Annotated in this window: 19 protein-coding genes and 1 pseudogene; 7 read left to right on the top strand and 13 right to left on the bottom strand. The window is 71.5% G+C overall.

Going from position 1 to position 23,757, the window contains the following annotated elements:
* Nucleotides 1-328: 328 nt before the first annotated feature.
* On the bottom strand, nucleotides 329-1,375 hold the full coding sequence (locus AC07DF_RS02615) for a BMP family lipoprotein (protein ID WP_478966220.1): 1,047 nt from the start codon (nucleotides 1,373-1,375) through the stop codon (nucleotides 329-331).
* 258 nt (nucleotides 1,376-1,633) lie between these two features.
* The gene (locus AC07DF_RS02610; RefSeq protein WP_478967561.1) at nucleotides 1,634-2,866 is read right to left on the bottom strand and encodes a M20 family metallopeptidase; all 1,233 of its coding nucleotides are present in this window, start codon (nucleotides 2,864-2,866) and stop codon (nucleotides 1,634-1,636) included.
* A 299-nt stretch (nucleotides 2,867-3,165) separates the two neighbouring features.
* On the opposite strand from AC07DF_RS02610, the gene AC07DF_RS02605 reads away from it, so the two are divergent.
* Nucleotides 3,166-3,846, top strand: a complete 681-nt coding sequence (locus tag AC07DF_RS02605; protein WP_478966218.1) for a class I SAM-dependent DNA methyltransferase — start codon at nucleotides 3,166-3,168, stop codon at nucleotides 3,844-3,846.
* Between the two features lie 870 nt (nucleotides 3,847-4,716).
* On the opposite strand, the pseudogene AC07DF_RS02600 reads toward AC07DF_RS02605, so the two are convergent.
* From AC07DF_RS02600 to AC07DF_RS02585, 4 genes and pseudogenes are all read right to left on the bottom strand, one after another.
* Nucleotides 4,717-5,772, bottom strand: a pseudogene (locus AC07DF_RS02600) (hypothetical protein); the annotation flags it as partial.
* A gap of 46 nt (nucleotides 5,773-5,818) precedes the next feature.
* A complete protein-coding gene (locus AC07DF_RS02595; RefSeq protein ID WP_189722860.1) occupies nucleotides 5,819-6,757 on the bottom strand; it encodes an N-acetylneuraminate synthase family protein in 939 nt (312 codons plus the stop codon).
* 13 nt (nucleotides 6,758-6,770) lie between these two features.
* Nucleotides 6,771-8,036, bottom strand: a complete 1,266-nt coding sequence (locus tag AC07DF_RS02590) for a cytidylyltransferase domain-containing protein (RefSeq protein ID WP_478966216.1) — start codon at nucleotides 8,034-8,036, stop codon at nucleotides 6,771-6,773.
* A gap of 35 nt (nucleotides 8,037-8,071) precedes the next feature.
* Entirely contained in the window at nucleotides 8,072-9,418 is a 1,347-nt protein-coding gene (locus tag AC07DF_RS02585) for a DUF6716 putative glycosyltransferase (RefSeq protein WP_478966215.1), read from the bottom strand.
* Between the two features lie 198 nt (nucleotides 9,419-9,616).
* Between AC07DF_RS02585 and AC07DF_RS02580 the strand changes: the two genes are divergently transcribed.
* From AC07DF_RS02580 to AC07DF_RS02565, 4 genes are all read left to right on the top strand, one after another.
* Nucleotides 9,617-10,603, top strand: coding sequence for a glycosyltransferase family 2 protein (locus AC07DF_RS02580; RefSeq protein WP_478966213.1), 987 nt, complete (start codon nucleotides 9,617-9,619; stop codon nucleotides 10,601-10,603).
* Nucleotides 10,603-11,934, top strand: coding sequence for an alpha-2,8-polysialyltransferase family protein (locus AC07DF_RS02575; RefSeq protein WP_478966211.1), 1,332 nt, complete (start codon nucleotides 10,603-10,605; stop codon nucleotides 11,932-11,934). Before AC07DF_RS02580 ends, AC07DF_RS02575 begins: the two co-directional genes overlap by 1 nt.
* A 230-nt stretch (nucleotides 11,935-12,164) precedes the next feature.
* A complete protein-coding gene (locus AC07DF_RS02570) occupies nucleotides 12,165-13,319 on the top strand; it encodes an acyltransferase family protein (protein WP_478966209.1) in 1,155 nt (384 codons plus the stop codon).
* A 63-nt stretch (nucleotides 13,320-13,382) separates the two neighbouring features.
* Nucleotides 13,383-14,306 (top strand): class I SAM-dependent methyltransferase, encoded by a 924-nt coding sequence (locus AC07DF_RS02565; protein WP_478966207.1) that lies wholly within the window; start codon nucleotides 13,383-13,385, stop codon nucleotides 14,304-14,306.
* Nucleotides 14,307-14,316: 10 nt separating this feature from the next.
* Here the strand turns inward: AC07DF_RS02565 and AC07DF_RS02560 are convergent, their stop codons facing one another.
* A complete protein-coding gene (locus AC07DF_RS02560) occupies nucleotides 14,317-14,967 on the bottom strand; it encodes a TetR/AcrR family transcriptional regulator C-terminal domain-containing protein (protein WP_478966205.1) in 651 nt (216 codons plus the stop codon).
* Between the two features lie 74 nt (nucleotides 14,968-15,041).
* Between AC07DF_RS02560 and AC07DF_RS02555 the strand changes: the two genes are divergently transcribed.
* On the top strand, nucleotides 15,042-16,463 hold the full coding sequence (locus AC07DF_RS02555; protein WP_478966203.1) for an FAD-dependent oxidoreductase: 1,422 nt from the start codon (nucleotides 15,042-15,044) through the stop codon (nucleotides 16,461-16,463).
* A gap of 4 nt (nucleotides 16,464-16,467) precedes the next feature.
* Here the strand turns inward: AC07DF_RS02555 and leuE are convergent, their stop codons facing one another.
* Together leuE and AC07DF_RS02545 are read right to left on the bottom strand one after the other, a co-directional pair.
* Nucleotides 16,468-17,121, bottom strand: coding sequence for a leucine efflux protein LeuE (gene leuE, locus AC07DF_RS02550; RefSeq protein WP_478966201.1), 654 nt, complete (start codon nucleotides 17,119-17,121; stop codon nucleotides 16,468-16,470).
* A gap of 45 nt (nucleotides 17,122-17,166) precedes the next feature.
* A complete protein-coding gene (locus AC07DF_RS02545; protein WP_478966199.1) occupies nucleotides 17,167-18,747 on the bottom strand; it encodes an acyl-CoA mutase large subunit family protein in 1,581 nt (526 codons plus the stop codon).
* Nucleotides 18,748-18,896: 149 nt separating this feature from the next.
* Here AC07DF_RS02545 and AC07DF_RS02540 point away from each other — a divergent pair, with 149 nt between their 5' ends.
* Nucleotides 18,897-19,748 (top strand): L,D-transpeptidase family protein, encoded by an 852-nt coding sequence (locus AC07DF_RS02540; RefSeq protein ID WP_478966197.1) that lies wholly within the window; start codon nucleotides 18,897-18,899, stop codon nucleotides 19,746-19,748.
* A gap of 202 nt (nucleotides 19,749-19,950) precedes the next feature.
* Here the strand turns inward: AC07DF_RS02540 and AC07DF_RS02535 are convergent, their stop codons facing one another.
* The 4 genes from AC07DF_RS02535 to AC07DF_RS02520 all read right to left on the bottom strand — a co-directional run bounded on the left by AC07DF_RS02535 (nucleotide 19,951) and on the right by AC07DF_RS02520 (nucleotide 23,738).
* Nucleotides 19,951-21,015, bottom strand: coding sequence for a hypothetical protein (locus AC07DF_RS02535; RefSeq protein ID WP_478966195.1), 1,065 nt, complete (start codon nucleotides 21,013-21,015; stop codon nucleotides 19,951-19,953).
* Nucleotides 21,015-21,689 (bottom strand): RNA polymerase sigma factor, encoded by a 675-nt coding sequence (locus AC07DF_RS02530; RefSeq protein WP_478966193.1) that lies wholly within the window; start codon nucleotides 21,687-21,689, stop codon nucleotides 21,015-21,017. The genes AC07DF_RS02535 and AC07DF_RS02530 overlap by 1 nt, the downstream gene beginning before the upstream one ends.
* Nucleotides 21,690-22,032: 343 nt before the next feature.
* Nucleotides 22,033-22,797, bottom strand: a complete 765-nt coding sequence (locus AC07DF_RS02525) for a cyclase family protein (RefSeq protein WP_478966191.1) — start codon at nucleotides 22,795-22,797, stop codon at nucleotides 22,033-22,035.
* Nucleotides 22,794-23,738: a DMT family transporter gene (locus tag AC07DF_RS02520; protein ID WP_478966189.1), complete on the bottom strand. Its 945-nt coding sequence runs from the start codon at nucleotides 23,736-23,738 to the stop codon at nucleotides 22,794-22,796. Before AC07DF_RS02520 ends, AC07DF_RS02525 begins: the two co-directional genes overlap by 4 nt.
* Between the last annotated feature and the right edge of the window lie 19 nt (nucleotides 23,739-23,757).

Raw genomic sequence — 23,757 nt, 5'->3', positions numbered from 1 at the left:
GCGAGTGCGTTCACACGCCGTTCGGCGAGAGTGTGTGCCTGGCGGCGTGGGTACGTGCTCGGACTACCCCGGGGTCGCCCAGCGCCCGATCGGTCGGTTCAGCTTCGGCGCTGGTTTCGCCGCAGATTAACGCGCGTAGACCTGCCTGAAAACCCCTTCTGTCCACCTTGTTATGCGCCCGTGCTCTGCCGTCCCCGTGCTCTGGCCCGGTCGTTGCCGACGGCGAACAGGGGGTGGCTCTGGGTGATCCGTCCCCCGGAAATGCAGGAGAGGGCGGGCACCCCCCCCCGGGGTGCCCGCCCTCTCCTGCTGTCCCAGACCGGTACCTCTACTCGGTCTTCACCTTGATCGAGCCGTCGATGATGCCCTTCTTGGCCTTGTCCACGGCGGCCTTGAGGCCCGCGACCTTGCCGAACTCCGGGTTGGCCTCGGAGACTCCGACGCCGTTGACCTTCAGGTCGAAGGTCTGGGTGCCGGACAGCGGCTTGCCGTCGTGGACCGACTTGGACAGCGCGTAGACCGCGCCGCCGACGTCCTTGAGGGCGGAGGTGAGGATGTACTGCTTGTACGCGGCGAGGGGAGCCTGCTTGTACTGGTCGGAGTCGACGCCGATCGCCCAGACCTTCGCCTTGGCGGCGGCCTCGATCACGCCCTGACCGGAGAGACCGGCCGCCTGGTAGACGACGTCGGCCTTCTTCTCGATCTGGCCCTCGGCGGCGGCCTTGCCCTTGTCGGGGCTGGCGAAGCCGCCCTCCTCGGCCGTCTGCGTCAGGTACTGCGAGACGACCTTCGCCTTCGGGTTGGTGTCCTGAACACCCTGCTTGTAGCCGGCCTCGAACTTGTGGATCAGCGGGATGTCCACACCGCCGACGAAACCGACGGTGTTCGACTTGGTGACCTTGGCGGCCGCGACACCGGCGAGGTAGGAGGCCTGCTCCTCGGCGAAGACGAGGGAGGCGACGTTCTTGCCCTCGACCACGGAGTCCACGATGCCGAAGGTGGTGTCCGGGTACTTGGAGGCCACGGCCTTCATCGCCGGGCCGTAGGCGAACCCGACGCCGATGACCGGGTTGTAGCCCTGCTTGGCCAGCGAGGCCAGCCGCTGTTCCTTGTCGGCGTCGGTCTCGCCCTCGGTGGGCTCGATGTCGGCCGTCTTGTAGCCGTACTCGTCCTTGGCCTTCGTCAGGCCGGCGTAGGCGGCGTCGTTGAAGGACTGGTCGCCCTTGCCGCCGATGTCGTAGGCGATGGCGAGACCCTTGTCTTCCTTCGTGTCACTGCCACCGCTCTCACTGCTGGTGCTGCCACAGGCCGTGGCGACGAGACCGAGCGACGCGACCCCCACCGCGACACGGGTCAGTTTGGAAATCCGACGCATCTGAAGTTCCCCATTCTCCAAAGCCCCGCAGTGGGTGCTCAGTGCGGCGCACATTAACGCGCGTAGACACCCTTGGGAACGGTTCGCAGTGGGGCCGTTATCCATTCGTGCCGATGGCCGGTTACGCCCTTGTGAACCGCGGGAGCGAACGGGGCCGAAAGGTGCGGCCGGGGGCACGGCGCGAGCCTGTTCGACACGCGCCGTTCCGCTGCCCCCGCCCGGGGTCCTTCTCGGAGATCCAGGAGATCCAGGACTGTCCTAACGGAGGCCGTTGACCAGGGCCGCTGCCGTGAAGAGTTCCACGCCGACCGTGATCGCGGACTCGTCGACGTCGAAGTCTCCCTGGTGGAGATCGCGTACGTGACGCTCGCCGGGGACGCGTACGCCGAGTCGGGCCATGGCGCCGGGGACGTGCTCCAGGTACCAGGAGAAGTCCTCGCCGCCGAGGCTCTGCTCGGTGCCCAGGACGGACTCGACCCCGCGACGGGCGATCATGGCGTCGCGCAGGAGCTCGGTCACGCCCGGCTCGTTGACGACGGGCGGCACTCCGCGCACGTAGTTGATCTCCGACTTGGCGCGGTGCAGATTCGCGATCTCGTCGATCGCCGCGACCACGACGTCGGGGGCCTGGCGCCATGCCTCGATGTCGAGGCAGCGCACGGTGCCGGAGAGCTCGGCGTGCTGCGGGATCACGTTCGGTGCGTGTCCCGACTCGACGCGGCCCCAGGTGATCGCGAGCCCGCTGCGGCTGTCGAAGCGACGGCCGACCAGGGCGGGTACGTCGGTGACGACGCGGGCGGCGGCGGTGACCAGGTCGGTCGTGAGGTGGGGGCGCGCGGTGTGGCCGCCCGGGCCGTCGAGGGAGATCTCCAGCCGGTCGCAGGCCGAGGTGATGGGACCCTCGCGAAGCCCGATCTTCCCCGCGTCCACCCGGGGGTCGCAGTGCACGGCGATGATCGCGCCGACGCCCTCCAGCGCCCCGCACTTGATGACGTCGGCGGCGCCGCCGGGCAGGACCTCCTCGGCGGGCTGGAAGATCAGCCGGACGGGGCGGGGCAGCAGGCCCTGCTTGTGCAGTTCGGCGAGGACCAGGCCGGCGCCGAGGACGACGGTGGTGTGCACGTCGTGGCCGCAGGCGTGGGCGCGGTCGGGCACGGTCGAGCGGTACGGGCAGTCGGCCTTGGTGTCCGGGATGGGCAGGCCGTCGATGTCGGCCCGCAGGGCGAGCATGCTGGGGCCTCCGTCCCACTGCTCGCCCTCTACGCCGATGTCACAGACGAGTCCGGTGCCGACGGCGAGTACGCGCGGTTTGAGGCCGGCCCGCTCGAGCCGCTCCTTGATCGCGGCCGTCGTGCGGAACTCCTGGTTGCCCAGCTCCGGGTGCATGTGCATGTCGCGTCGGAACGCGATGAGCTCTGCGCGCAGGGCGTCGGGCAGTGCGCCGGGAAGTACGGCTTCGCCGGGAAGATCGACCTCGGACTCCAGTGACATCAATTGCTTCACCCTTTGAAGGGTAGGGCGCCAGGGCGGTCGGCTGACCCTCGATCAACAAATTTTCAACCCGTTAGGGGAAGAAAATATGACCGCCGGACGTATAGCTATCAAGTGAGATGGGTAAACTCGCCTGCCTTTCGGGCCGAGCCGGTCACCACTCTCCGGGGAGTGTGATATCGGCCACACCTCAGTCGCGACTGCGATACCCATCCATCCTCTCCACGGATACCACGCCCCGCGCGGGGAACACTGTCTTGTTCATCTCACCGGCGCCCGGCCCCGATAGTGTGCGGCCCGTGCGCGCCGACAGCCCCGAGTTCCTCACAGCCACCCAGGCCTCGTACGACGCCATCGCGGAGGCCTATGCCGCCGGGTTCCCCGACAGCCTGGCCGGGAGACCGCTGGAGCGGGCGCTGCTCACGGCCTTCGTGGACCTGGTCCGGGCGTCCGGAGCGCCTGTGCAACCGCCGGTCGCGGACATCGGCAGCGGCCCCGGGTACGTCGCGGCGCGGCTGCACGGGCTCGGGCTGCCGGTGTTCGGGGTCGACGTCTCGCCCCGCATGGTGGCCCTGGCCCGCCGGGCGCACCCGGGGCTGCGGTTCCACGTCGGTTCGATGACGGCCCTGGACCTGCCGGACGAGACGCTCGGCGGCATCGTCGCGCTCTACTCGATCATCCATGTGCCGGACGATCATCTGCCGTCGGTCTTCGCCGAGTTCCACCGTGTGCTGCTGCCGGGGGCGCCGGTCCTGCTCGGCTTCCAGTCCGGCGACGAGGACGGGCATCTGCGCCTCACCGAGCGCTTCGGCAGCCCCATCTCGCTCGACTACTACTGGCGCACCCCCGACACGGTCGCAACCGCCCTCACCGAGTCGGGCCTGCACCTCCACGCCCGCGTACTGCGCGAGCCGGAGGGCGAGGAGAAACTCCCCCGCGCATTCCTGCTGGCCTACAAGCCGGGTGCTGCGGGGGCGTGAGCGGGGCCCTGACCGGGGGCGTGGGCGTGAGCCGGTCGCGGCCGGGGCCCCGCTCTGAGGGCATCTGGCTCCACCTCGGCCTGCCTTTGGCGGGGCGCGGTCCAGGGGTGCCGGTCGGCCCGTCGTTGCGCCTCGGTCGGGGCGTGGGTCCGTGCCGGCCCCGCGGGCATCAGCCACGGTCGGTGCTTGAGTGCACCCCGGTCGGGCCCGTGGACCGGCTGTGATGGGCGCCGTGCCGGGTGTCACGCCAGACGGGCGGAACGCAGATCCGCCCCGGCCGGGCACGCGGAGCGGCTTCGGTGGGCGCCGTTCGGTGTAGTGGTCCGACTTCGTCGGAGATTGTTTCAGCCCGGTCGACGCGCGAGCCGCCGTAGGGCACGAGTCCGTCGTGGGCTCGCCTGCCTGATCCGGCCGGGCTGGTCGGCGGCAACGGCCGCGAGGGCTGTCTGAGTTGCCGTGCCTGCTCCCCCCGCTCCCCGGGGCCCTCAGGTCCCCGAGGGCCCCGTATGGCGTTCAGCCGGCGGCCACCGCCCCCGCGGCGTCCGCCGGGCCCGTCCTGCCTGCCGAGCGGACCGCCCCCGCCGGGGCGGACAGGCTCGCCCTTCCCGTCGAGCCCGGGATGCCGGCCGGGCCGGTCGCCGGACCCGTCGGATCCGTGCCGCTCGCCGGGCCAGCGGGGGCAGTCATGCCCGCCGAACCCGTCACACCCCCCGGGCCGGTCACGGTCGCCGGACCCGTCGGATTGGTGGCGCTCGCCGGGCCAGTGGGGGCAGTCATGCCCGTCGACCCCGTCGCACCCCCCGGGCCGGTCATGGTCGCCGGGTCCGGGATGCTTCCCGGGGCGGGCGGGTCTTCGACGGCGTCGGGCGCGGCCCCCGTGGACAGTCGGTGGACGTCCCGCGCCGTGCCCGTCACGCCCGAGAGGAAGCCCTGGGCTCGGGGGGACGCGTTCTCGGTCAGCCAGGTGGGGTCGATGTCGCAGACCGCTACGCGGACCTCGGTGCCCGAGAGGGCGAGCGGGAGGGTGTGGACGACCGTGGAGGGGAAGCTGAGGATGGTGCGGCCGATGGGGCCTCGGCGGGCGATCAGTTCGAGCGGGAGTTCGGGGCGTACGATCTCCAGGCCCGTCTCGACCGCCAGGCGGCGGAGCTTCGTCGGGCTCTCGCGGCGGTGGGCGAAGTAGCGGGTGGCGCCGTGGGCGGCGGCCAGGGCGCGGACGGCCTCCAGGTAGCGGTCGTCGTCGACGACCCCCGTCTCCACCAGGGACGTGCCCACCATGTCGGCGCCCTTGGTGATGCGCGGCGGGCCGAAGCGGGCCCGGGTCCAGGCGAAGTCGTTGGCGCTGATCGTGACGCCCTCGGGGGTCTCCTCCATCGGCATGGAGGAGAAGATCTCCACCCGGCGCCTGTCCCCGGGGGTGAGGCGCCGGCGGGCCGAGGAGGAGACCGGCGCGAAGATCAGGTCGCGGGGGCCGGGGCGGCCGCCCTTGCGGTGCCAGCGCACCAGCCTTTCACCCCGGGCCAGCTGACCGACGAACTCCATCGTCGCCGTGCCGTCGTCGACGACGACCAGGTCACGGGCGCGGGTGATGGTCAGGAGGAGCTGGACGTAGCGGGAGAAGGGGTCACCCAGGACGATCCGGCGGGCCCTGCGGAGTACGCCCGTGAGGCCGCCGATGGTCTGGAAGGGCGCCAGCGGGCCGCCGCGCGCCTCCTCCCAGCGGACCTCGTGCCCCTCGTCACGGGCCAGGTCGGACATCCGTCGCAGCTGGCCGCGCGTCATCGGGTCGACGGGCGACAGCACCACGAGGGTGAGCCCCACGCCGGGCGCATGCGCGTGCGCCCACTCCAGCACGTTCAGCAGCTGTACCGGACTCTCGACGAACGCGAGAGTGTGGGGGCCGGCGTTCCCGGCGCGGGGGCTCATCGACGTACGACCGTCCCGTCGTAAGGGGGTTGTGGGGGGTGTGAGCTCAGACGCCGACCGGCTCGCCCGCCGCGTCGGCGATCTCCGCCTCGGCGACCACACCGCTGACGCGGCGCAGCTTCTTCATCGGGCCCAGCTCGGACTCGTAGACCTTCTTCACGCCGTCACCGAGGGAGGCCTCGATGGTGCGGATGTCGCGGACGAGGCGCGTGAGGCCCTGCGGCTCCACGGAGGCGGCCTGGTCCGAGCCCCACATGGCGCGGTCGAGGGTGATGTGACGCTCCACGAAGGTGGCGCCCAGGGCGACCGCGGCGAGGGTGGTCTGCAGGCCGGTCTCGTGGCCGGAGTAGCCGATCGGGACGTTCGGGTACTCGCCCTGCAGGGTGTTGATGACGCGGAGGTTGAGCTCCTCTGCCTTCGCCGGGTAGGTCGAGGTGGCGTGGCACAGGAGGATGTTCTCGCTGCCCAGGACCTCGACCGCGTGGCGGATCTGCTTCGGGGTGGACATGCCCGTGGAGAGGATGACCGTACGGCCGGTGGCGCGCAGGGCACGCAGCAGCTCGTCGTCCGTGAGGGAGGCCGAGGCGACCTTGTGCGCCGGGACGTCGAACTTCTCCAGGAAGGCGACGGCCTCGGTGTCCCACGGGGAGGCGAACCAGTCGATGCCGCGCTTCTTGCAGTAGGCGTCGATCTGGCCGTACTCGTCCTCGCCGAACTCGACGCGGTGGCGGTAGTCGATGTAGGTCATCCGGCCCCAGGGGGTGTCGCGCTCGATGTCCCACTGGTCGCGCGGGGTGCAGATCTCCGGCGTGCGCTTCTGGAACTTGACCGCGTCGCAGCCGGCCTCGGCGGCGGCGTCGATCAGCTTGAACGCGTTCTCGATGTCACCGTTGTGGTTGATGCCGATCTCGCCGGTGACGTAGACGGGGCGGCCGGGGCCGGCCTCGCGGGTACCGAACTTGCGGATGCGGGAGTTGTTGCTCATGGCGCAGATGTCCTTACTTGGTGAGGGAATCGAGAGAGGGGCCGAGGATCCAGCTGGCGATCTCTCGGATCGCGCCGTCGCCACCGGGGACGGTGGTGACCGCGCGTGCGGCGCCGCGCACGACGTCGTGGGCGCTCGCGACCGCCACGGGCCAGCCCGCTAGGGCGAAGCACGGGAGGTCATTGACGTCGTTGCCGACGTAGAGCACGCGCTCCGGCGCGATGCCCTGCTCCTCGCACCACTGCTTCAGCGCGAGGTCCTTGCGGTCGATGCCGTGCAGCACCGGGAGCTTGAGCTTCCGGGCCCGGGCGGCGACCACAGGGTTCTGTTCCGTGGACAGGATCAGCATCTTCAGGCCGCTCCTGCGGAGGGCCGCGATGCCGAGTCCGTCCCCGCGGTGCACGGAGACGAACTCCCGTCCGTCGGAGTCGACGAGCACCCGGTCGTCGGTCTGGGTGCCGTCGAAGTCGAGGACGACCGCGTCGATGTCGTCGGCGGTCGGGAGCGCGCCGGGCCGGTCCGCGTCGAAGAGCGGGGCCAGGGCCCGGGCGCGGGCGAGGTCGTGCGGGTCGTCGATCTCCAGCACGCGCGCGGGGTCGGTGCGCACCAGTTCGGTGCGGCCGAAGAAGCGGTGCTGGTGCTTGCGGAAGCCGACCGCTTCCATGCCGTAGGCGGCGCCGGTCTCCAGCAGGTCCTGGGGGCGGTCCTGGCGGCGGGGGCGGAAGGACTTGTCGTGGTTGACGCCGTAGCCGCCGCCGGTGGCCGCGTCGGCCTCGGCGACGCTGCCGGCGGCCACCTCGTCCTCGGCGTCCCGCCAGATGAACCCGTGGAAGGGCGCCACGGTCACCGCGGTGTCGGCGCCGTTCTCGACGATCGCGCCCGCGACCCCGTCCACGTCCTCCCGGGTGATGAACGGGCTGGTGCACTGCACCAGGAGCACCACGTCCACGACCGCGCCGTGCAGGGCCTCGTGCGCGTCCACGGCGTGCAGGACGGCGGCCTCGGAGGTGGCCGTGTCGCCGGCGATGGCGGCGGGCCGCAGCACGACCTCGGCGCCCGCCTCGCGGGCGGCGGCGGCGATGGCCTGGTCGTCGGTGGAGACCACGACGTCCGTCACGAGCCGGGCGGCGCGGCACTCGCGCACCGCACGCGCCACCAGCGGGACGCCGCCGACGGGGAGGAGGTTCTTCGCGGGCACGCCCTTGGAGCCGCCGCGCGCGGGGATCACCGCGAGCACACGGCGCACCGAGGCGCCTTGGCCCGCTTCCGGTTGGGACATGGGGACTACTCCTTGGGCAGGGGACTCGGGGCGGCTCACAGCTCGCCCATCCGCCGGATGACGGGCGCCACGCGCTGCACGCCGTGCCGGTAGGCGCCGCGCGCCGCCCGGCGCACGACCTGCCGGACCGGTCCGGGTTCCTTGTCGGCGGCGGGCGCGCCGGGCAGCGGGGTGCCGTCCGGGCCGAGGTGGTGGCGGGCGAGGATCCCGGGCAGATAGCCGGGCGCGGTGACGGGTGTGTAGTACGGGGCCAGCGGGGGCAGGCCGCCGGGCCGGTCGAGCAGCTTGGCGATGCGTTCGCGGGCCGCGTCGAAGGCGGAGTCGTAGGAGCCGTCCGCGGCGACGCCCTGCCGGGCGACCCACTCCTCGTCGGGCGTGGGCCGGTGCCCGGCGTCCAGCTGGTCCCAGGAGGCGAGGCAGCCGGAGCCCACGAAGTGGTGGTTGCCGAGCGACTCGCGGATGCCGAGGTCGGTCAGGACGACGGTCGGGACCCGGCGGTGCAGCGACTCCAGGGCGGCCGTGGAGCTGACCGTGACCAGCAGGTCGGTGCGGTCGAGGACCTCGCCCATGTTCCCGTAGACCAGGCGGAAGTTGTCCGGCGGGTCGAGGCGCTGCACCAGCTTCTGGTACGGCAGTTCCTCGATGTGGGTGGTGTGTTCGCCCGGCTTGGAGCGCAGCTTCAGCAGCACCTCGCGCTCGGGGTGCCTGCGGGCGTGCTGGACCAGCCGGCTCAGCAGGTACGTACGGTCCTTGCGGCTGTCCGGGACGGAGGGCTGGGCGGCGAAGACCACCGTGTAGGGGTCGTGCTCACCCTCGTACGGCGCACCGCCGAGGAACGGCAGGGCCACCTCGGTCACCGAGGAGTCGTCGGCGCCCACTCCGTCGTAGACGGCCCGGAAGCGGTCCGCGTCCTGGCGGGAGTTGGCGAGGACGAGGTCCGCGCCGTGCCGCAGCAGCAGGCCGTCGGCGAGCTTCTCGTAGACGACGCCGACGTAGCCGGTGACGACGACGGGCCGCGCGGTGCGGTCCTGCCAGACGCGCGCCAGGCCGTGCAGCATCGCCTGTACACCGCCGCCGACGAGGGCGAGGACGAGGAGGTCGTACGACTCCTCTTCCATGGCGCGCAGGAACTCGACGGCGGTGACCTCCCGCAGCGAGTCGGCGCGCACGCCCACTTCCTCCAGCTGGCGCGGGGTGGGCGTCGCCCGGCCGCGCAGCAGATAGCCGTCGAGGACAGGGCGGACTTGCGCGCCCTCGCGCGGTCCGGCTTCCATGGACGGGCCCGGGGCGATGCGGTCCGCGGTCAGCGCACCCCATTTCCATCGGGTGTCTGAGTCCGCGAGGACGGCGATTCGCGGGCGCTTCGGTGTACTTGCTGGCACGTCGATGACGCTAGGAAGCGAATCCGAGGTATGGCGGAACCAGGACTCAACGAAAAGTTAACAACACCCCACCGAAAGCCGAACTGGCCTGCTGGAAGGCGGGAAGTACACGGGGTGCACCGTTCTGACACATGGAGTTCACCCGGTGTACGACCATCGGAAAGTTGCGCTGCCGGGCGGGCTCCTAACGTTTTGCAGGTGCCTAAGCTTTCCGTGATCGTGCCGTTCTACAACGTGCAGCAATATGCCCCGGACACCCTCAGAAGCCTTCGGTTGAACGCCGACCGTGATTTCGAGTTCATCCTGGTCGACGACCATTCGAAGGATGAAACCCCGGCCATTCTCGAACGAGCGGCCGAGGAACTTTCGGATGTCGCCCAGGTGCGTTACATCCGCCACGAGGAGAACGGCGGGCTCGCCACCGCCCGGAACACCGGCCTGGACGCGGCCCAGGGCGAGTACCTGACGTTCCTGGACGGCGACGACTGGCTGGCCCCCGGCTACTTCACCGAACTGGTGTCCGCCATGGACGAGTTGGGGTGCGACTTCGTGCGCACCGACCATGTGCAGGCCACCGCGCGCGCCCGTTCCGTGAGCCGGGTGCCGGTCGGCCGCCGCTGGGAGGTGTTCAGCCCGCGGGACGCCATCCTCCCCGCCCACCGCTCGACGTCGGTCGACTACGCCTACGCCTGGGCCGGTGCCTATCACCGCCGCCTCCTCGACAAGGGCGTGCTCCACTTCACCCATGGGCTGCGCACGGCCGAGGACCGGCCGTGGATCTGGAAGCTGCACCGGGAGGCGGAGTCGTTCGCCGTGGTGAGCCTGCTGGGCGTGTTCTACCGGCGCGGGGTGGCCTCGTCGCTGACCCAGATCGGCGATGTCCGCCAGCTCGACTTCATCCGGGCCTTCGACCAGGTGATCGAGGAGACCGCGTCGGACCGGGAGGCCGACCGGCTGCTCCCCAAGGCGGTGCGGACCTACTGCGCGATCATCGCCCACCACCTCTCCAACGAAGACAGGTTCGAACCGGCCGTGGCCAGACAGCTGCGGTCGATGAGCGCGGCGGCCATCAAGCGCATGCCGCAGGACGCGCTCGGTGACGCACTGGAGGCGATGGACATGGACCGCTCGTCCAAGCTGCGGCGGCTGCGGCGCAGGGCCACCACCACGGAGGCGGCCGCCTGATGCCCGGGACCACTCAGATCTTCTGCGCCTCGACGCTGTACGGCGTCGCCACCCTGGCCGCCGCGATCGACTCGGACCTCTTCGAGGAGCCGGACCGCCGGGTGCTGCTGGTGTTCAACAACTCCGCGACTCCGGAGACCACCCCGGCCCTCGACGAGATGCCGGGCTTCGCGCCGCTGCGCGAGCACTTCGACGAGGTGCTGTCCTGGAACGAGGCGATCCGGCCCTTCCACCCCGGGGCCTGGACGCCGCGCTCCGACGACATCCCCCTGTTCGAGCGCTATCTGCGGATGCTCTGGGGCCTCGGCGACGACCGTGTGAGCCTGGTCCTCGAGTCCATCCAGGTGGCGCCCGCGCTGACCGTGGCCCAGCTGTTCACCGACGCCCCCATCGACGTCTACGCCGACGGGCTGATGAGCTACGGCCCCACGCGCAACAAGCTCGACCCGCTGGTCGGCACGCGTGTGCGGCGGCTGCTGCACCTCGATCTGGTGCCGGGGCTCACGCCGATGCTGCTGACCGAGTTCGAGGTGCCGGCGCACCTGGTGCCGTCGCCCGCGTTCCTGAAGGTGCTGGGCGAGGTCACCGAGACCGTCCCCGAGCTGCCCGCCCTGCCCGGTGACGCGGCGCTGCTGCTCGGCCAGTACCTGTCGGCGCTGAACATCCTCTCCCCGGAGGAAGAGGAAGACCTGCACGTGCGGATGATGCGGGGCGCGGTCGCCCGCGGCCACCGCACGGTCGTCTTCAAGCCGCACCCGACCGCGCCGGCCCGTTACAGCCGCGCCCTGGAGACCGAGGCCGAGAAGCTCGGCGTGGACCTCACCGTGCTGGACACGCCCGTCCTCGCCGAGGTGCTGTTCGACCGGGCCAGGCCCGCGCTGGTCGTCGGCTGCTTCTCCACCGCGCTGTTCACGGCCTCGGCGCTCTACGACCTGCCGGCCGCGCGCATCGGTACCGAGCTGCTGCTGGAGCGGCTGACGCCGTACCAGAACAGCAACCGGATCCCCACCACCCTGGCGGACGCGCTGCTGCCCGACCTGGACGGCGGGACGGACGGCGACGTGCTTCCGGCCGAGCGGCTGTCCGCCCTGGTCACCGCCGTCGGATTCACCATGCAGCCGCAGATCTATCCCGAGCTGCGCCCGCAGGCGGAACAGTTCCTTTCCCGGCATCTCGGTCCGCGCACCCGGCGCTACTTCAAGAAGCGCCGTCTCACCTCGCTCGGCCTGCCCGGCGGTATTCCGCAGCGGCTGGCCTTCCTGCCGCGCAATTCCACGGCACGCCGGGTGGTCCGGCGGGCCAGGGCGCTGCGCAAGGCGGTACGCCGCTGAAAACGTATGCCGAGCACCGCAAGGGCGTCGGTCCGCCACAGAGGCGGGTCGGCGCCTCCGCGTTTTCGCCACTGGTTACCGACATCCAGATGAATCCATGGGAACAGGAAGGCGAAGCCTGTTTCCGTCGAACGTTTAAGCGTCAATTCACGTCCTAGGGTGACAGGCGGCGTCCTGCCCGCCCGCAGGCGGCTCAGGTGAAGGACACACGAGCTACAGAGGTTTCCAGCGTGACCGAGACGGTCGTCAGCACCCGCAAGCCCCAGCCCGAAGTCACCGTGCTGGTCGAACCACCGGGAGCCACGACCGGCCCGCGGCGCAGGAAGGGCTCCGGCGGCCGGCTGCGCGCCCTGGACGGCCTGCGGCTGGTGGCCGCGCTGATGGTGGCGGCGTACCACTACGGCGGTCGCGACGGTGAGGTCTCCGAGGCCTGGGGCAGCTCGCCCAAGGTCCAGTTCCCCACCCTGCACGAGTTCTTCGCCTACGGCTGCCTGGGCGTCCAGGTCTTCTTCGTCATCAGCGGGTTCGTGATCTGCATGAGCGGCTGGGGACGTCCCCTGAAGTCGTTCTTCGCCTCCCGCGCCTCCCGGCTGCTGCCCGCCTACTGGGTGGCGGTCGCGATAGTGACGGTGGTGTTCGCCCTGCCGGTGGTGGCCTACAAGGCGGTGTCGCCGAGCGACGCGCTGGTCAATCTGACCATGCTTCAGATGCCGCTCGGCGTGGACCGGGTGCTCGGGGTGTGCTGGACACTGTGGGCGGAGGTCCGCTTCTACGCGCTGTTCGCGCTGTGCGTGGTGCTCCCGGGGGCGAGCCGCCGCCGGGTGATCATGTTCTGCGCGGGCTGGATGCTGGCGGCGGTGATCGCGGACAACGCGAACATGCCCCTGCTCGACATCGTCCTGATGCCCGAGTACGCCCCGTACTTCATCGGCGGTGTCGGCCTCTACCTCGTCCACCTCGACCGGCGGGACGCCTACGCGTGGGGCATCGTCGCCGTCAGCTGGCTGATCGGGCAGCACTACGCGGTGCAGAGCCTGTGGCACGCCGCCGGCGCGGACGGCTTCTCCTACCGCTCCTCGACCGGCATCGTCCTCGTCGTGACCTTCGGCTTCCTGGCTGTCGCGGCGATCGCGCTGGGCTGGCTGCGCTGGGCCAACTGGGGCTGGCTGACCGTGGCGGGGGCGCTGACGTATCCGTTCTATCTCGTCCACGAACACCTTGGCTGGGTGGTGATCCACGCGCTGCACCGCGGCCTCGGACTGCCATCCGGGGCGACATTCGCCCTGACCGCGGCCTCAATGCTGCTGCTGGCGTGGGTGCTGAACCAGTATGTGGAGAAGCCCCTGACGCCACGCCTGCGGGCAGTGCTGGCGAAGGACCGCTGAGCTGTTCACGGGCCGTTCAACCGACCGTCGGTTTGGGCATCGCTCAGAGAGAAGGCTCGTCTCATGACCAACGCACAAGTCACCGACAAGCACCCCGGCGAACTCGCCGACGTCCCGGGCTGGTTCCCGCCGCTGGACCAGATGCTGTTCACCTGGTTCCTGGAGCGGCAGCAGAAGCAGGGGATGAAGGGCGACCTGCTGGAACTCGGCGTCTACATGGGCAAGAGCGCGATCCTGCTCGGCCACCACCTCCAGGACGGCGAGAAGTTCACGGTCTGCGACCTGTTCGAGGGCGACGCCCCCGACGGGGCCAACCAGGCGGAGTCGGCGAAGTCGTACGCCTCGCTGACCCAGCAGATCTTCGAGCGGAACTACCTCTCCTTCCACGACGACCTGCCCACGGTGATCGCGGCACCCAGCTCCGTGGTGCCGGAGAAGGTGGCCCCGGCCTCCTGCCGCTTCATCCACGTCGACGCCTCGCACCTGTACGAGCACGTGCACGGCGACATCGGCGCGGCCCACGACATCCTGGTGCCCGAGGGCGTCGTCGTCCTCGACGACTTCCGCTCCGAGCACACCCCCGGTGTCTCGGTCGCCGCCTGGGAGGCCGTCCTCAACCGCGGTCTGCGCCCGGTCTGCCTCAGCACGCAGAAGCTGTACGGCACCTGGGGCGATCCCGAGCCGCTCCAGGAGGAACTGCTCGAGATGCTGCGGCAGCGCTCGGACGTCGGGCTGAGCGTGCAGTCGGCGGCCGGGCACCGGCTGATCCGCGCCCGGTCCCGGGGCATGAAGCCGCCGCCGTTCCCGGCCTCCCGGCACTATGTGGCGCCGCCTGCCGCGGCGAAGGCCCCGGCCGCCGAGGTGACCGAGTCCCGTGCGGCGCGACCGGCCCGGCCCGCCCCGTCCCGGGCACGCCGGCTCGCCAAGGACCTGCTGCCGCCCCTGGTCACCCGGGCCGTACGGCGGGCACGCGCGAAGCGTTCCTGACGCCGGGGTGTCATGAGACGCCGTAGCGCGCCCCGATCCCGTCGATCACGAGGGCGAGTCCCTCCTCGAAGTGCAGGTCGTAGTCCTCGAAGATCTCCGCGCCCGCCTGGGCCGACAAGGGAAAGTCGGCCATCAGGCGGGCGCGTTCGTGCACGTCGTAGCCCTCGCGGCGCTCGTCCGGCAGCGGCCGCACGCCCTGCTCCTCGGTGACGAAGCCGAGCGTGTACAGGTACGAGGTGGTGAGCGCGCGGACCGCCTGGGCGAGGGTGAAGCCGGCGGCCGTGAACAGGCGCAGGTTCTCCTCCATCTGCCCCGCGTGCTCGATGCCGGTGAAGCGTGAGCCGCTGAACACCTTCGCGCCGTCCCGGTAGCCGAGCAGGGCCGCGCGCAGCCCCCGGTTGGCCTTCAGCAGCCGGTCCCGCCAGGTGTCGGCCGGGTCGAGCGAGGCCCCGGCGACCATCCGGCGGTACATCTCCGTCGCCATCTCGTCGAGCAGTGCCTGCTTGTCCTTGAAGTGCCAGTAGAGGGCGGGCGCCTTCACGTCCAGCTCCCGGGCGATGGCCCGCAGGGTCAGGCCGTCCAGGCCCGTCTCGTTCAGCAGCCGCAGGGCGGTGTCCGCGACCCGCCGCCGGTCCAGGGGCGCACGTCGTTCCGTACTCACGCTTGACAACTTAACACCGTTAAGGCAACCCTCGGAGGGAGGGTTGCTTAACAGCGTTAAGGAGACGGTGGATCATGGACACGGACGTGCTGGTGGTGGGCGCGGGCCCGACGGGCCTGGCACTCGGTATCGACCTCGCCCGGCGGGGCGTGGCCGCCCTGGTCGTCGAGCGGGCGGAGGCGCTGTTCCCCGGCTCGCGCGGCAAGGGCATCCAGCCGCGCACGATGGAGGTCTTCGACGATCTGGGCGTGCTGGACGCGATCCGCGCGGCGGGCGGCCCCTACCCGGTGGGGATGATCTGGCAGAACGGCAGGCGGGCGGGCGAACACCGGATGTTCGACCCGGCCGAGGCGAGCGAGGACGCGCCGTACACGGAGCCGTTGATGGTGCCGCAGTGGCGCACGCAGGAGATCCTGCACGCGCGGCTGGCCGGGCTGGGAGGAGAGGTGGCCTTCGGCCGGGAGCTCGTCGGGCTGACGCAGGACGGCCTCCCGGCCGGGGTGCGGGCGGAATTCGCCTCGGGGGAGCCCGTCACCGCCCGGTACGCCGTCGCGGCGGACGGCGGCCGCTCGACGGTGCGCAGACTCCTCGGCATCGGGATGACGGGCGAGACCCTCGACCCGAACCCGACGCTGGTGGCCGACGTCCGGATCAGCGGCCTGGACCGGGACAACTGGCACATCTTCCCGCCGGCCGGGGACGGCGACGGCTACCTCGCGCTCTGCCCGCTGGTCGGCACCGAGGACTTCCAGCTCGTGGCGCAGTTCCCGGACGGGACGGCCCCTGACCTCTCGCTGGAGGGCATACGGAAGGTCGTCGCCGCCCGCTCGCACCTCGCCCCCGAGACCGTGACCGAGCTGCGCTGGGCCTCGGACTTCCGCCCCCGGGCGGCCCTGGCGGACCGCTTCCGCTCCGGGCGGGTCTTCCTCGCCGGCGACGCGGCCCATGTGCACTCCCCCGCCGGCGGCCAGGGCCTCAACACCAGCGTCCAGGACGCCTACAACCTGGGCTGGAAACTGGGCGCGGTGCTGCGCGACGGCACGGAGGCGGCGCTGCTCGACACCTACGAGGAGGAGCGGCGTCCCGTCGCCGCCGACATGCTCGGGCTGTCCACCAGCGTCCACCGCGGCGAGACCCGGCGGGGCGGGGCGACCCGTCAGCTGGGGCTCGGCTACCGCACTTCGTCACTCACGCGGGAGACACGCACCGACCCGGGCCCGGTACGGGCCGGCGACCGGGCACCCGACGGGACGGTGGACGGGGCCCGCCTCTTCGACGCGTTCCGCGGACCGCACTGGACGCTGCTGGCTCTGGGCGGGGCGCGGCCTCCCGCCCTCGGCAGGCAGATCGAGCAGGTGCGGACCGTCCACGGCCCGGCGCACGGGGCCTACGGGGCCGGGCTGTTCCTCGTACGGCCCGACGGATACGTCGGCTGGGCCGGGGACTCGGCGACCGGGCTCACGGAGTACCTCGCCCGGTTCGGCCGCAGCCGGTGAGGCGCTACGCGCTGCTCGCCAGGGACAGCTTCACCGCGAAGCCCAGGAACAGGGCCCCCGCCGCGGACGTGGCGCCCGCGGCGAGTCGCTTGCGGCTGCGGAAGGCGGCGGCCAGCCGGGTGCCGCCGAATATCAGCGCACTGAGGTAGAGGACGCTGGCCAGGGTGGCGAAGGTGCCGAGGACGACGAAGGAGACGGCCGGGTAGGCGTATCCCGGGTCGACGAACTGGACGAAGAAGGCGACGAAGAACAGGATCGCCTTGGGGTTGAGGAGACTGATGACCAGCGCCCTGCGGAAGGGCCGCTCATCGGCCGCCGCCCCGGGCGCGCCGTCCTCCGCGGCCCGCTCACGACGGGTCCGCCACAGGCCCCATGCCGCGCGCAGCATCCCGACCGCCAGCCAGGCCAGATACCCGGCTCCGGCGTACTTCACGATCCCGAACAGCACGGCGTTCGCCTGGAGCAGCGAGGCGACCCCGGCCGCCGACAGCGTCATCAGCACCGCGTCCCCGCACCACACCCCGGCCGCGGCCCGATACGCGGTGCGCGTACCGCGTCGGGCGGCGACGGAGATCACGTACAGCGAGTTGGGACCGGGCAGCAGGACGATCAGAACCAGGCCCACGAGGTAGGTGGGCAGATCGATGACACCGAACATGCGAATGAGTGTCGCACGCGGGTCTGACACTCCCCCTCCCCCCGGTCAGAAGACGTCCGAGGGCTCATACGCCCCCCAGACCTCCCGCAGCGCGTCGCACACCTCTCCCACCGTCGCCCGTGCCCGCAGGGCCTCCCTCATCGGGTACAGGACGTTGTCCGAACCCTGCGCGGCCTTCTTCAGGGCCGTCAGTGCCGCGTCCACGGCCGGCTGGTCGCGCTCCGCCCGCAGTTCGGCCAGGCGTTCGGCCTGCCGGGCCTCGATGGCCGGGTCCACCCGCAGCGGCTCGTACGGTTCATCCTCATCGAACTGGAAGCGGTTGACACCGACCACGACCCGCTGACCGGAGTCGGTCTCCTGCGCGATGCGGTAGGCGTTGCGCTCGATCTCACCCTTCTGGAAGCCGTGCTCGATGGCGGCCACGGCACCGCCCAGCTCCTCGACCCTGGCCATCAGTTCCATCGCCGCGGCCTCGACGTCGTCCGTCATCCTCTCGATGACATAGGACCCCGCGAACGGGTCCACGGTCGCCGTCACGTCTGTTTCATGGGCCAGGACCTGCTGGGTGCGCAGCGCCAGTCGCGCGCTCTTGTCCGTCGGCAGGGCGATCGCCTCGTCGAAGGAGTTGGTGTGGAGGGACTGGGTGCCGCCCAGGACCGCTCCCAGGCCCTGCACGGCGACCCGGACCAGGTTCACCTCGGGCTGCTGGGCCGTCAGCTGCACCCCTGCCGTCTGCGTGTGGAAGCGCAGCATCAGCGACTTGGGGTTCCTCGCGCCGAACTCCTCCTTCATGACCCGTGCCCAGATCCGGCGTGCGGCACGGAACTTGGCGACCTCCTCCAGCAGCGTCGTACGGGCGACGAAGAAGAACGACAGGCGCGGTGCGAAGTCGTCGACGTCCATGCCCGCCGCCATCGCGGTACGGACGTACTCGACACCGTCGGCCAGGGTGAAGGCGATCTCCTGCGCGGGCGAGGCGCCCGCCTCCGCCATGTGGTAGCCGGAGATGGAGATCGTGTTCCACCTCGGGATCTCGGCCCCGCAGTACCGGAAGATGTCCGCGGTCAGCCGCAGCGACGGCTTCGGCGGGAAGATGTACGTGCCCCGGGCGATGTACTCCTTCAGCACGTCGTTCTGGATCGTCCCGGTCAGCCGCGCGGCCGGCACACCCTGCTCCTCGGCGACCAGCTGGTAGAGCAGGAGCAGCAGGGCCGCGGGGGCGTTGATCGTCATCGACGTCGAGACCTGGTCCAGCGGGATGCCGCCGAACAGCACCCGCATGTCGTCGACGGAGTCGATGGCGACGCCGACCTTGCCGACCTCGCCGTGCGCGAGGGGGGCGTCGGAGTCGTGGCCCATCTGGGTGGGCAGGTCGAAGGCGACCGACAGGCCCGTCGTGCCGTGGGCGATCAGCTGCCGGTAGCGGGCGTTGGACTCCGTCGCCGTGCCGAAGCCCGCGTACTGGCGCATCGTCCAGGGACGGCCGGTGTACATCGACGGGTACACGCCCCGCGTGAAGGGATACGCCCCCGGAGCCCCCAGCTTCTCCGCGGGATCCCAGCCCTGGAGGGCCTCCGGCCCGTAGACCGGCTCGATGGGCAGCCCGGACTCCGACTCACGCGTCATGGTGTGATGCCTCCCGCCGAGCAGTGGGTGGTCGGGACCTCGCTCACCACCATGCCCCCTGGTTCGCGACGGGTCACGCCAGGGGAACATCTCAGGTGACATCCGGGCACACCGGTGAGACGACAGGGGGCCGCGTGCGTACCAGGGGCATGGGGAGAGCGATCGCTGCGGCGCTCGCCGCGCTGGCCGCGGTGACCGGCTGCACAGTCCAGCCCGCCGACGGCGACGGGAAGGGCCGTTCGCCCGTGCACATCGAGTTACCCGATGGCACCCCGTCCCCGGCGCGCACCCCGCCCGGCGAGGGCGGCCCGAGCACCGCCCCCGCCCCGCCCGGCGACGACAAGCCCGGCGCGGCGCCCCCCGCCCCGGCCCGTGTGCTGTGGTCCCGCGGTGCCACCGGCCGGGACGTCCGCGAGCTCCAGGCGCGGCTGCGGCAGGTCGCCTGGCTCTTCGAGGGGCCGACCGGGACGTACGGCGAGCAGACGGAGCGGGCGGTCAGCGGCTTCCAGGGCAAGCGCGGGCTGCCGCGCACCGGGCGGGTGGACACCGTCACCTGGCAGCGGCTGCTGCGGATGACCCGCGAGCCGGGCCGATGGGACCTGTATCTGATGGGCGGCCAGCCGGCCGACCCGCCGGACCCGCGCTGCACGAGGGGCCGGGTGCTGTGCATCGACAAGACCAGCAGGACGCTGCGCTGGATGATCGACGGGCGGACCGTGTCGACGGTGGCCGTCCGCTTCGGCTCGAGCGGCACGCCGACCCGGGAGGGTGTCTTCTCCGTCTACTGGAAGTCCCGCGACCACGTCTCGACGCTCTACGACGCACCCATGCCCTACGCGATGTTCTTCAGCGGCGGCCAGGCCGTGCACTACTCGGCGGACTTCGCCGCCCGGGGCTACGCGGGGGCCTCGCACGGCTGCGTCAACGTACGGGACGAGGCGGCGATCGCTGAGCTGTACGCGCAGGTCCGCGACGGCGACAAGGTCGTCGTGTCCTGGTGAGGACGCGGGAGGGAAGTTGGGGCGCGGGCGGGACCGGGGGAACGTGTCCCGCCCGCGCTCAGGTGCACGAGCCGTAGGTACGGGGGGAACCCCGGCTCTGTGCGACGGCCGATGACCAGTCGGCTCACTCATTACTGCGCCGGAGCGGCCGAAAACGTCACACCCTCGGCCAGGAGATTTTCACGGAGTACGAAACCGCAGGTCACAGGGGTGCGAGAGACTGCCGGGAGTGGCCGCGGTCCGCGGCCTCACCGTCGGCGTTCCGCCGCTCGGCACGTGCCCCGGCCCGCTCGCCGGCCTGACGGCCGGCCTTCCGCTCGGCCTCGCCGTGCTCGCGGTCCCGCTTTCCGTCCCGGTCGCGGTCCCCGTCCCGGTCCTTGTCCCGGTCGTCGTTCTTGTGCCTGCCCGTCTTTCCGTCGCCGTCCTCGTCGTTCCGGTCGGCGGAGCCGGAGCCGGTCGTGGACAGGACGCCCTTGCAGTACTTCCACACCCGGGTGCCGGCCGCGGCGTCCCGCAGGGCGCGCCTGCGGTCGGCGTCCAGCCGCTTGCCGTCGCGCAGGTCGCGGCAGGCTGAGGTGATCTTCCTGCGGCTGTCTCCCGGGCGGTGTCCCCGCTCGCCGGAGCCGGGCTTCGGTGTCGCGTCCTCGCGTGCCTCGCCCCGCCCGGAGCCACCGGGGCCGCCCGCCGCGGGGCCGCTCGGCGCGTCGTCCGGGGTGGACCCGCCCTGCACCTCGTCGCTCGGCGAGGGCGACTCCAGCGGGCGTTCGGGAGGAGAGACGGCGGCGGAGACCGAGGCACCGGGGCCGGGCTCGTCGCCGCCGAACGGTGTCAGGACTCCGGTTCCGGCCGCGACCGCGATCCCGCCGACCATGCCGACCGCCAGCACGGCGGCCAGGGCGAGGCGTGCGGGACGGGCCCAGGGAGGCCGCCGGCCATCGCCGGAGCCGCTGCCTCGCGAGGTTCCGATCCGGACAAGTCCGGCGTCCACGACCTCGTCGGCGGCCTGTCCGCCCGTGGTCCCGGAGGCCGCGAGGGCCGCCGCGGCGTCGGCACGCTCCGCGCGCAGCTTGCGGAAAGCGGCCATCGCCGCGGCCTCACCGGGGAGTTCCTCGCTGGTCAGCGGGGGTGACGCGGACAGCGCACCGAGCGTCCTGGCGAGTCGTTCGGCCTGGTCGCGGTCGGCGCCTTCGACAGCTTCGAGTGACTCTCCGCTCAGCAAACGCTCCGCCGTTTCGCGGTCCAGCCACCTGTACTGCTCGTCGGCCATCACACATCCTTCTGCGTCCGCGGGACGCTGCGCGTCACACCTGCGGACGTCACCGCACCGCCGCGCGGTTCTCGCTGCTGCGGCAGGGCGTCGAGCACCCCGGCCGATTCCGGATCGGCCTCCGGGTCGTCGCCGAGCAGCTCGGCGAGCCGCCGCAGACCCCGGTGTGCCGCCGTCCGGACGGCGCCCGGGCGCTTGCCGAGCGTCTCCGCTGCCGACTTCGCGTCGAGCCCCACGACCACCCGCAGCACGACCGCCTCGGCCTGGTCCTGCGGCAGCCGGGATATCAGAGAGAACGTGCCGTCGGTGGCGAGCGCCTCCATGGCCTCGCCGGCGGTGTCGGACTCGGCGGCCCGGCCGGTCAGTTCGGTCTCGTCACCGCCGATCGCGGGCCGGCGCCCGCGCATCCGTATGTGGTCCAGCGCGCGGTTGCGGGCGATACGGGCGGCCCAGCCGCGGAAACGATCCGCGTCGCCGGTGAACCGCTCCAGGTCACGGGCTATCTGCAACCAGGCCTCGGATGTCACGTCCTCGGCGTCGGGGTCGCCGACCAGCGTCCGTACGTATCCGAGCAGCCGCGGGTGCACGGCTCGGTACACAGTCCGGAACGCGGTTTCATCTCCGTCCTGTGCCGCACGCACCGCGGCGGTCAGCTCCGCGTCGTCCCCCAGCACCGCGCGCGCCCCTCTTTGCGCCTAAACCGGCGCCGCTCTCGCGGACCGGGTTCTGGCCGTCGTGGTTCCTCAATGCCTGGTTGCGGTCTCAGGTCCGCAGTGGTTGCTGTGGTCATCCGTCCTCCGCGGTCTGGCGCGAAAGGCACGTTACGTCCTGAAACCATTCCCCGTCCATGTCCGTCCAGGATGCAACTAAGCCGTGACACGGCGAGGTGTGACAGAAAACGCAGACATGGCGCTGTAGGAAGTACGGGCCGCCGCGCGGTCCGTGCCGCGTGACGGCCGGGGCCTCTCCTGTGGGGGGTGGCGGCCCCGGCCGTTGCCACGGCGCCCCGGGACGCGCTTACCGCGCCGGACGTACGGCGAACACTCGCGCCGGGAATCCCGAACCGCCCTGTGGCTTGGGCCACGTTGCGATGATCAGGGCCCCCGCCTCGGGGACCTGGTCGAGGTTGGCCAGCAGTTCGATCTGCCAGCGGTCGCGTCGCAGGACGTACGCCTCCAGGCTGTAGTCACCCGCGGAGGCGGCGAGGCCCGGGTCGGTGTCGGACTGTTCGTGACCGATGGCGACGACTCCCGCGTCCTCGAACAGATATCGCAGCACCTCGGCCGACCAGCCCGGCGTGTGGCTGACGCCCGCCTCGTCCCGGTTGGCCAGCGCCACCGGGTCCGGCCAGCGCCGGCTCCACCCGGTGCGCAGGGCGGCGAACGAGCCGGACGGGACACGGCCGTTGCGCTCCTCCCACGACCTCACGTCGTCCAGGGTGGGCGTGGCGTCGGGGTCGGTCTCGACCCGGGCGGTGATGTCGAGCACGACCAGCGGCAGGATCATCTCCTCGACCGGGATACGGTCCAGCGGGCGGGCCCCGGCCACGAAGTGGGAGGGCGGGTCGACGTGCGTGCCCCACTGGCCGACCAGCGTGTAGCGGTGGACCGTGAAACCGTCGCCGCGCTCCAGGTCGAAGAGCGTCTCGCGCCGCTCGTCCCCGAAGCCCGGGAAATGCGGCTGCCCCGGCCGGAAGGCGTGCGTGAGGTCCGTGAAGACCGCCTTCTCGGTCAGCGCGCGGTACGCCGACCACAGCCCGGGCTCGGATCCGCCGAGGGTCACCGGGCGTTCTCCAGGAGCGTGCGCCCGGGGGTGTGCCGAGACGGCGATGCCGACGTCACCGCCACCTTCCTCCGCGTCAGCCCGACGCCCACAAGCACCACGACCATGCCCAGCACCACCCGCACGCTGAGGTTCTCGCCCAGGACGACCGCGCCCAGCAGGACGGAGACGACCGGCAGCAGATAGCCGACCACGGCGGCGTTGGTGGCGCCCTCGTCGTTGATGATCCGGTAGGTGAGGTGGAAGGTGATCGCCGTGCAGAAGACGCTCAGGACCACGGCCGCGATCACGACGGCCGGACCGACGTCGATCGACTCCAGGCCGCCCACCGGCATCGCGAGCGCGGTCAGCCCGCTCGCCGCGACGAGCTGGGCGGCGGAGAGCGAGAGGGTGGGGGTGCCCTTGCGGACCAGCGTGCGGCCCATGTAGGTGAACGCCACGGCGTAACTGGCGGCCGCGCCGAGGATGGCGAGGGCGCCCCAGCCGGTCGCCCCGGTCGTCTGCCAGGGCGCGAAGATCACGATCGTCCCGGTGAAGCCCAGTAGCAGGCCCGCCAGTCGTACGGGACGGAGTCCGCGTTCCGAGCCCAGGGCCAGACCGAGGGCGATCGACCAGAGCGGGGTCGTGGCGTTCAGGACACCCGCGAGACCCGAGTCGACCGTCTGCTGGCCCAGGCTGAACAGCGCGAACGGCAGCGCGTTGCAGAAGAGGGCCGCGACGGCGATGTGCCGCCAGACGGTCACGCCCCGAGGCAGCCGATGCCCCGTCGCGTAACAGGCGACGACGAGGACCAGCGCGCCGAGGGCACAGCGGATGAACGTGACCTGGAGCGGGGAGAGCCCGCGCAGCGCCAACTCGATCCAGAGGAAGGTCGATCCCCACAGCAGCGCGAGCACGGCCACCCGCAATCCGCCCCACAGACTCCGCGTACCACTGTTCACGATGATTCCTCCCCGCCAT

It is taken from the genome of Streptomyces sp. NPDC044719 (assembly GCF_056433405.1).
Note: the sequence above shows the minus strand (reverse complement) of the source record. Positions and strands in the feature narration are given on the sequence as shown.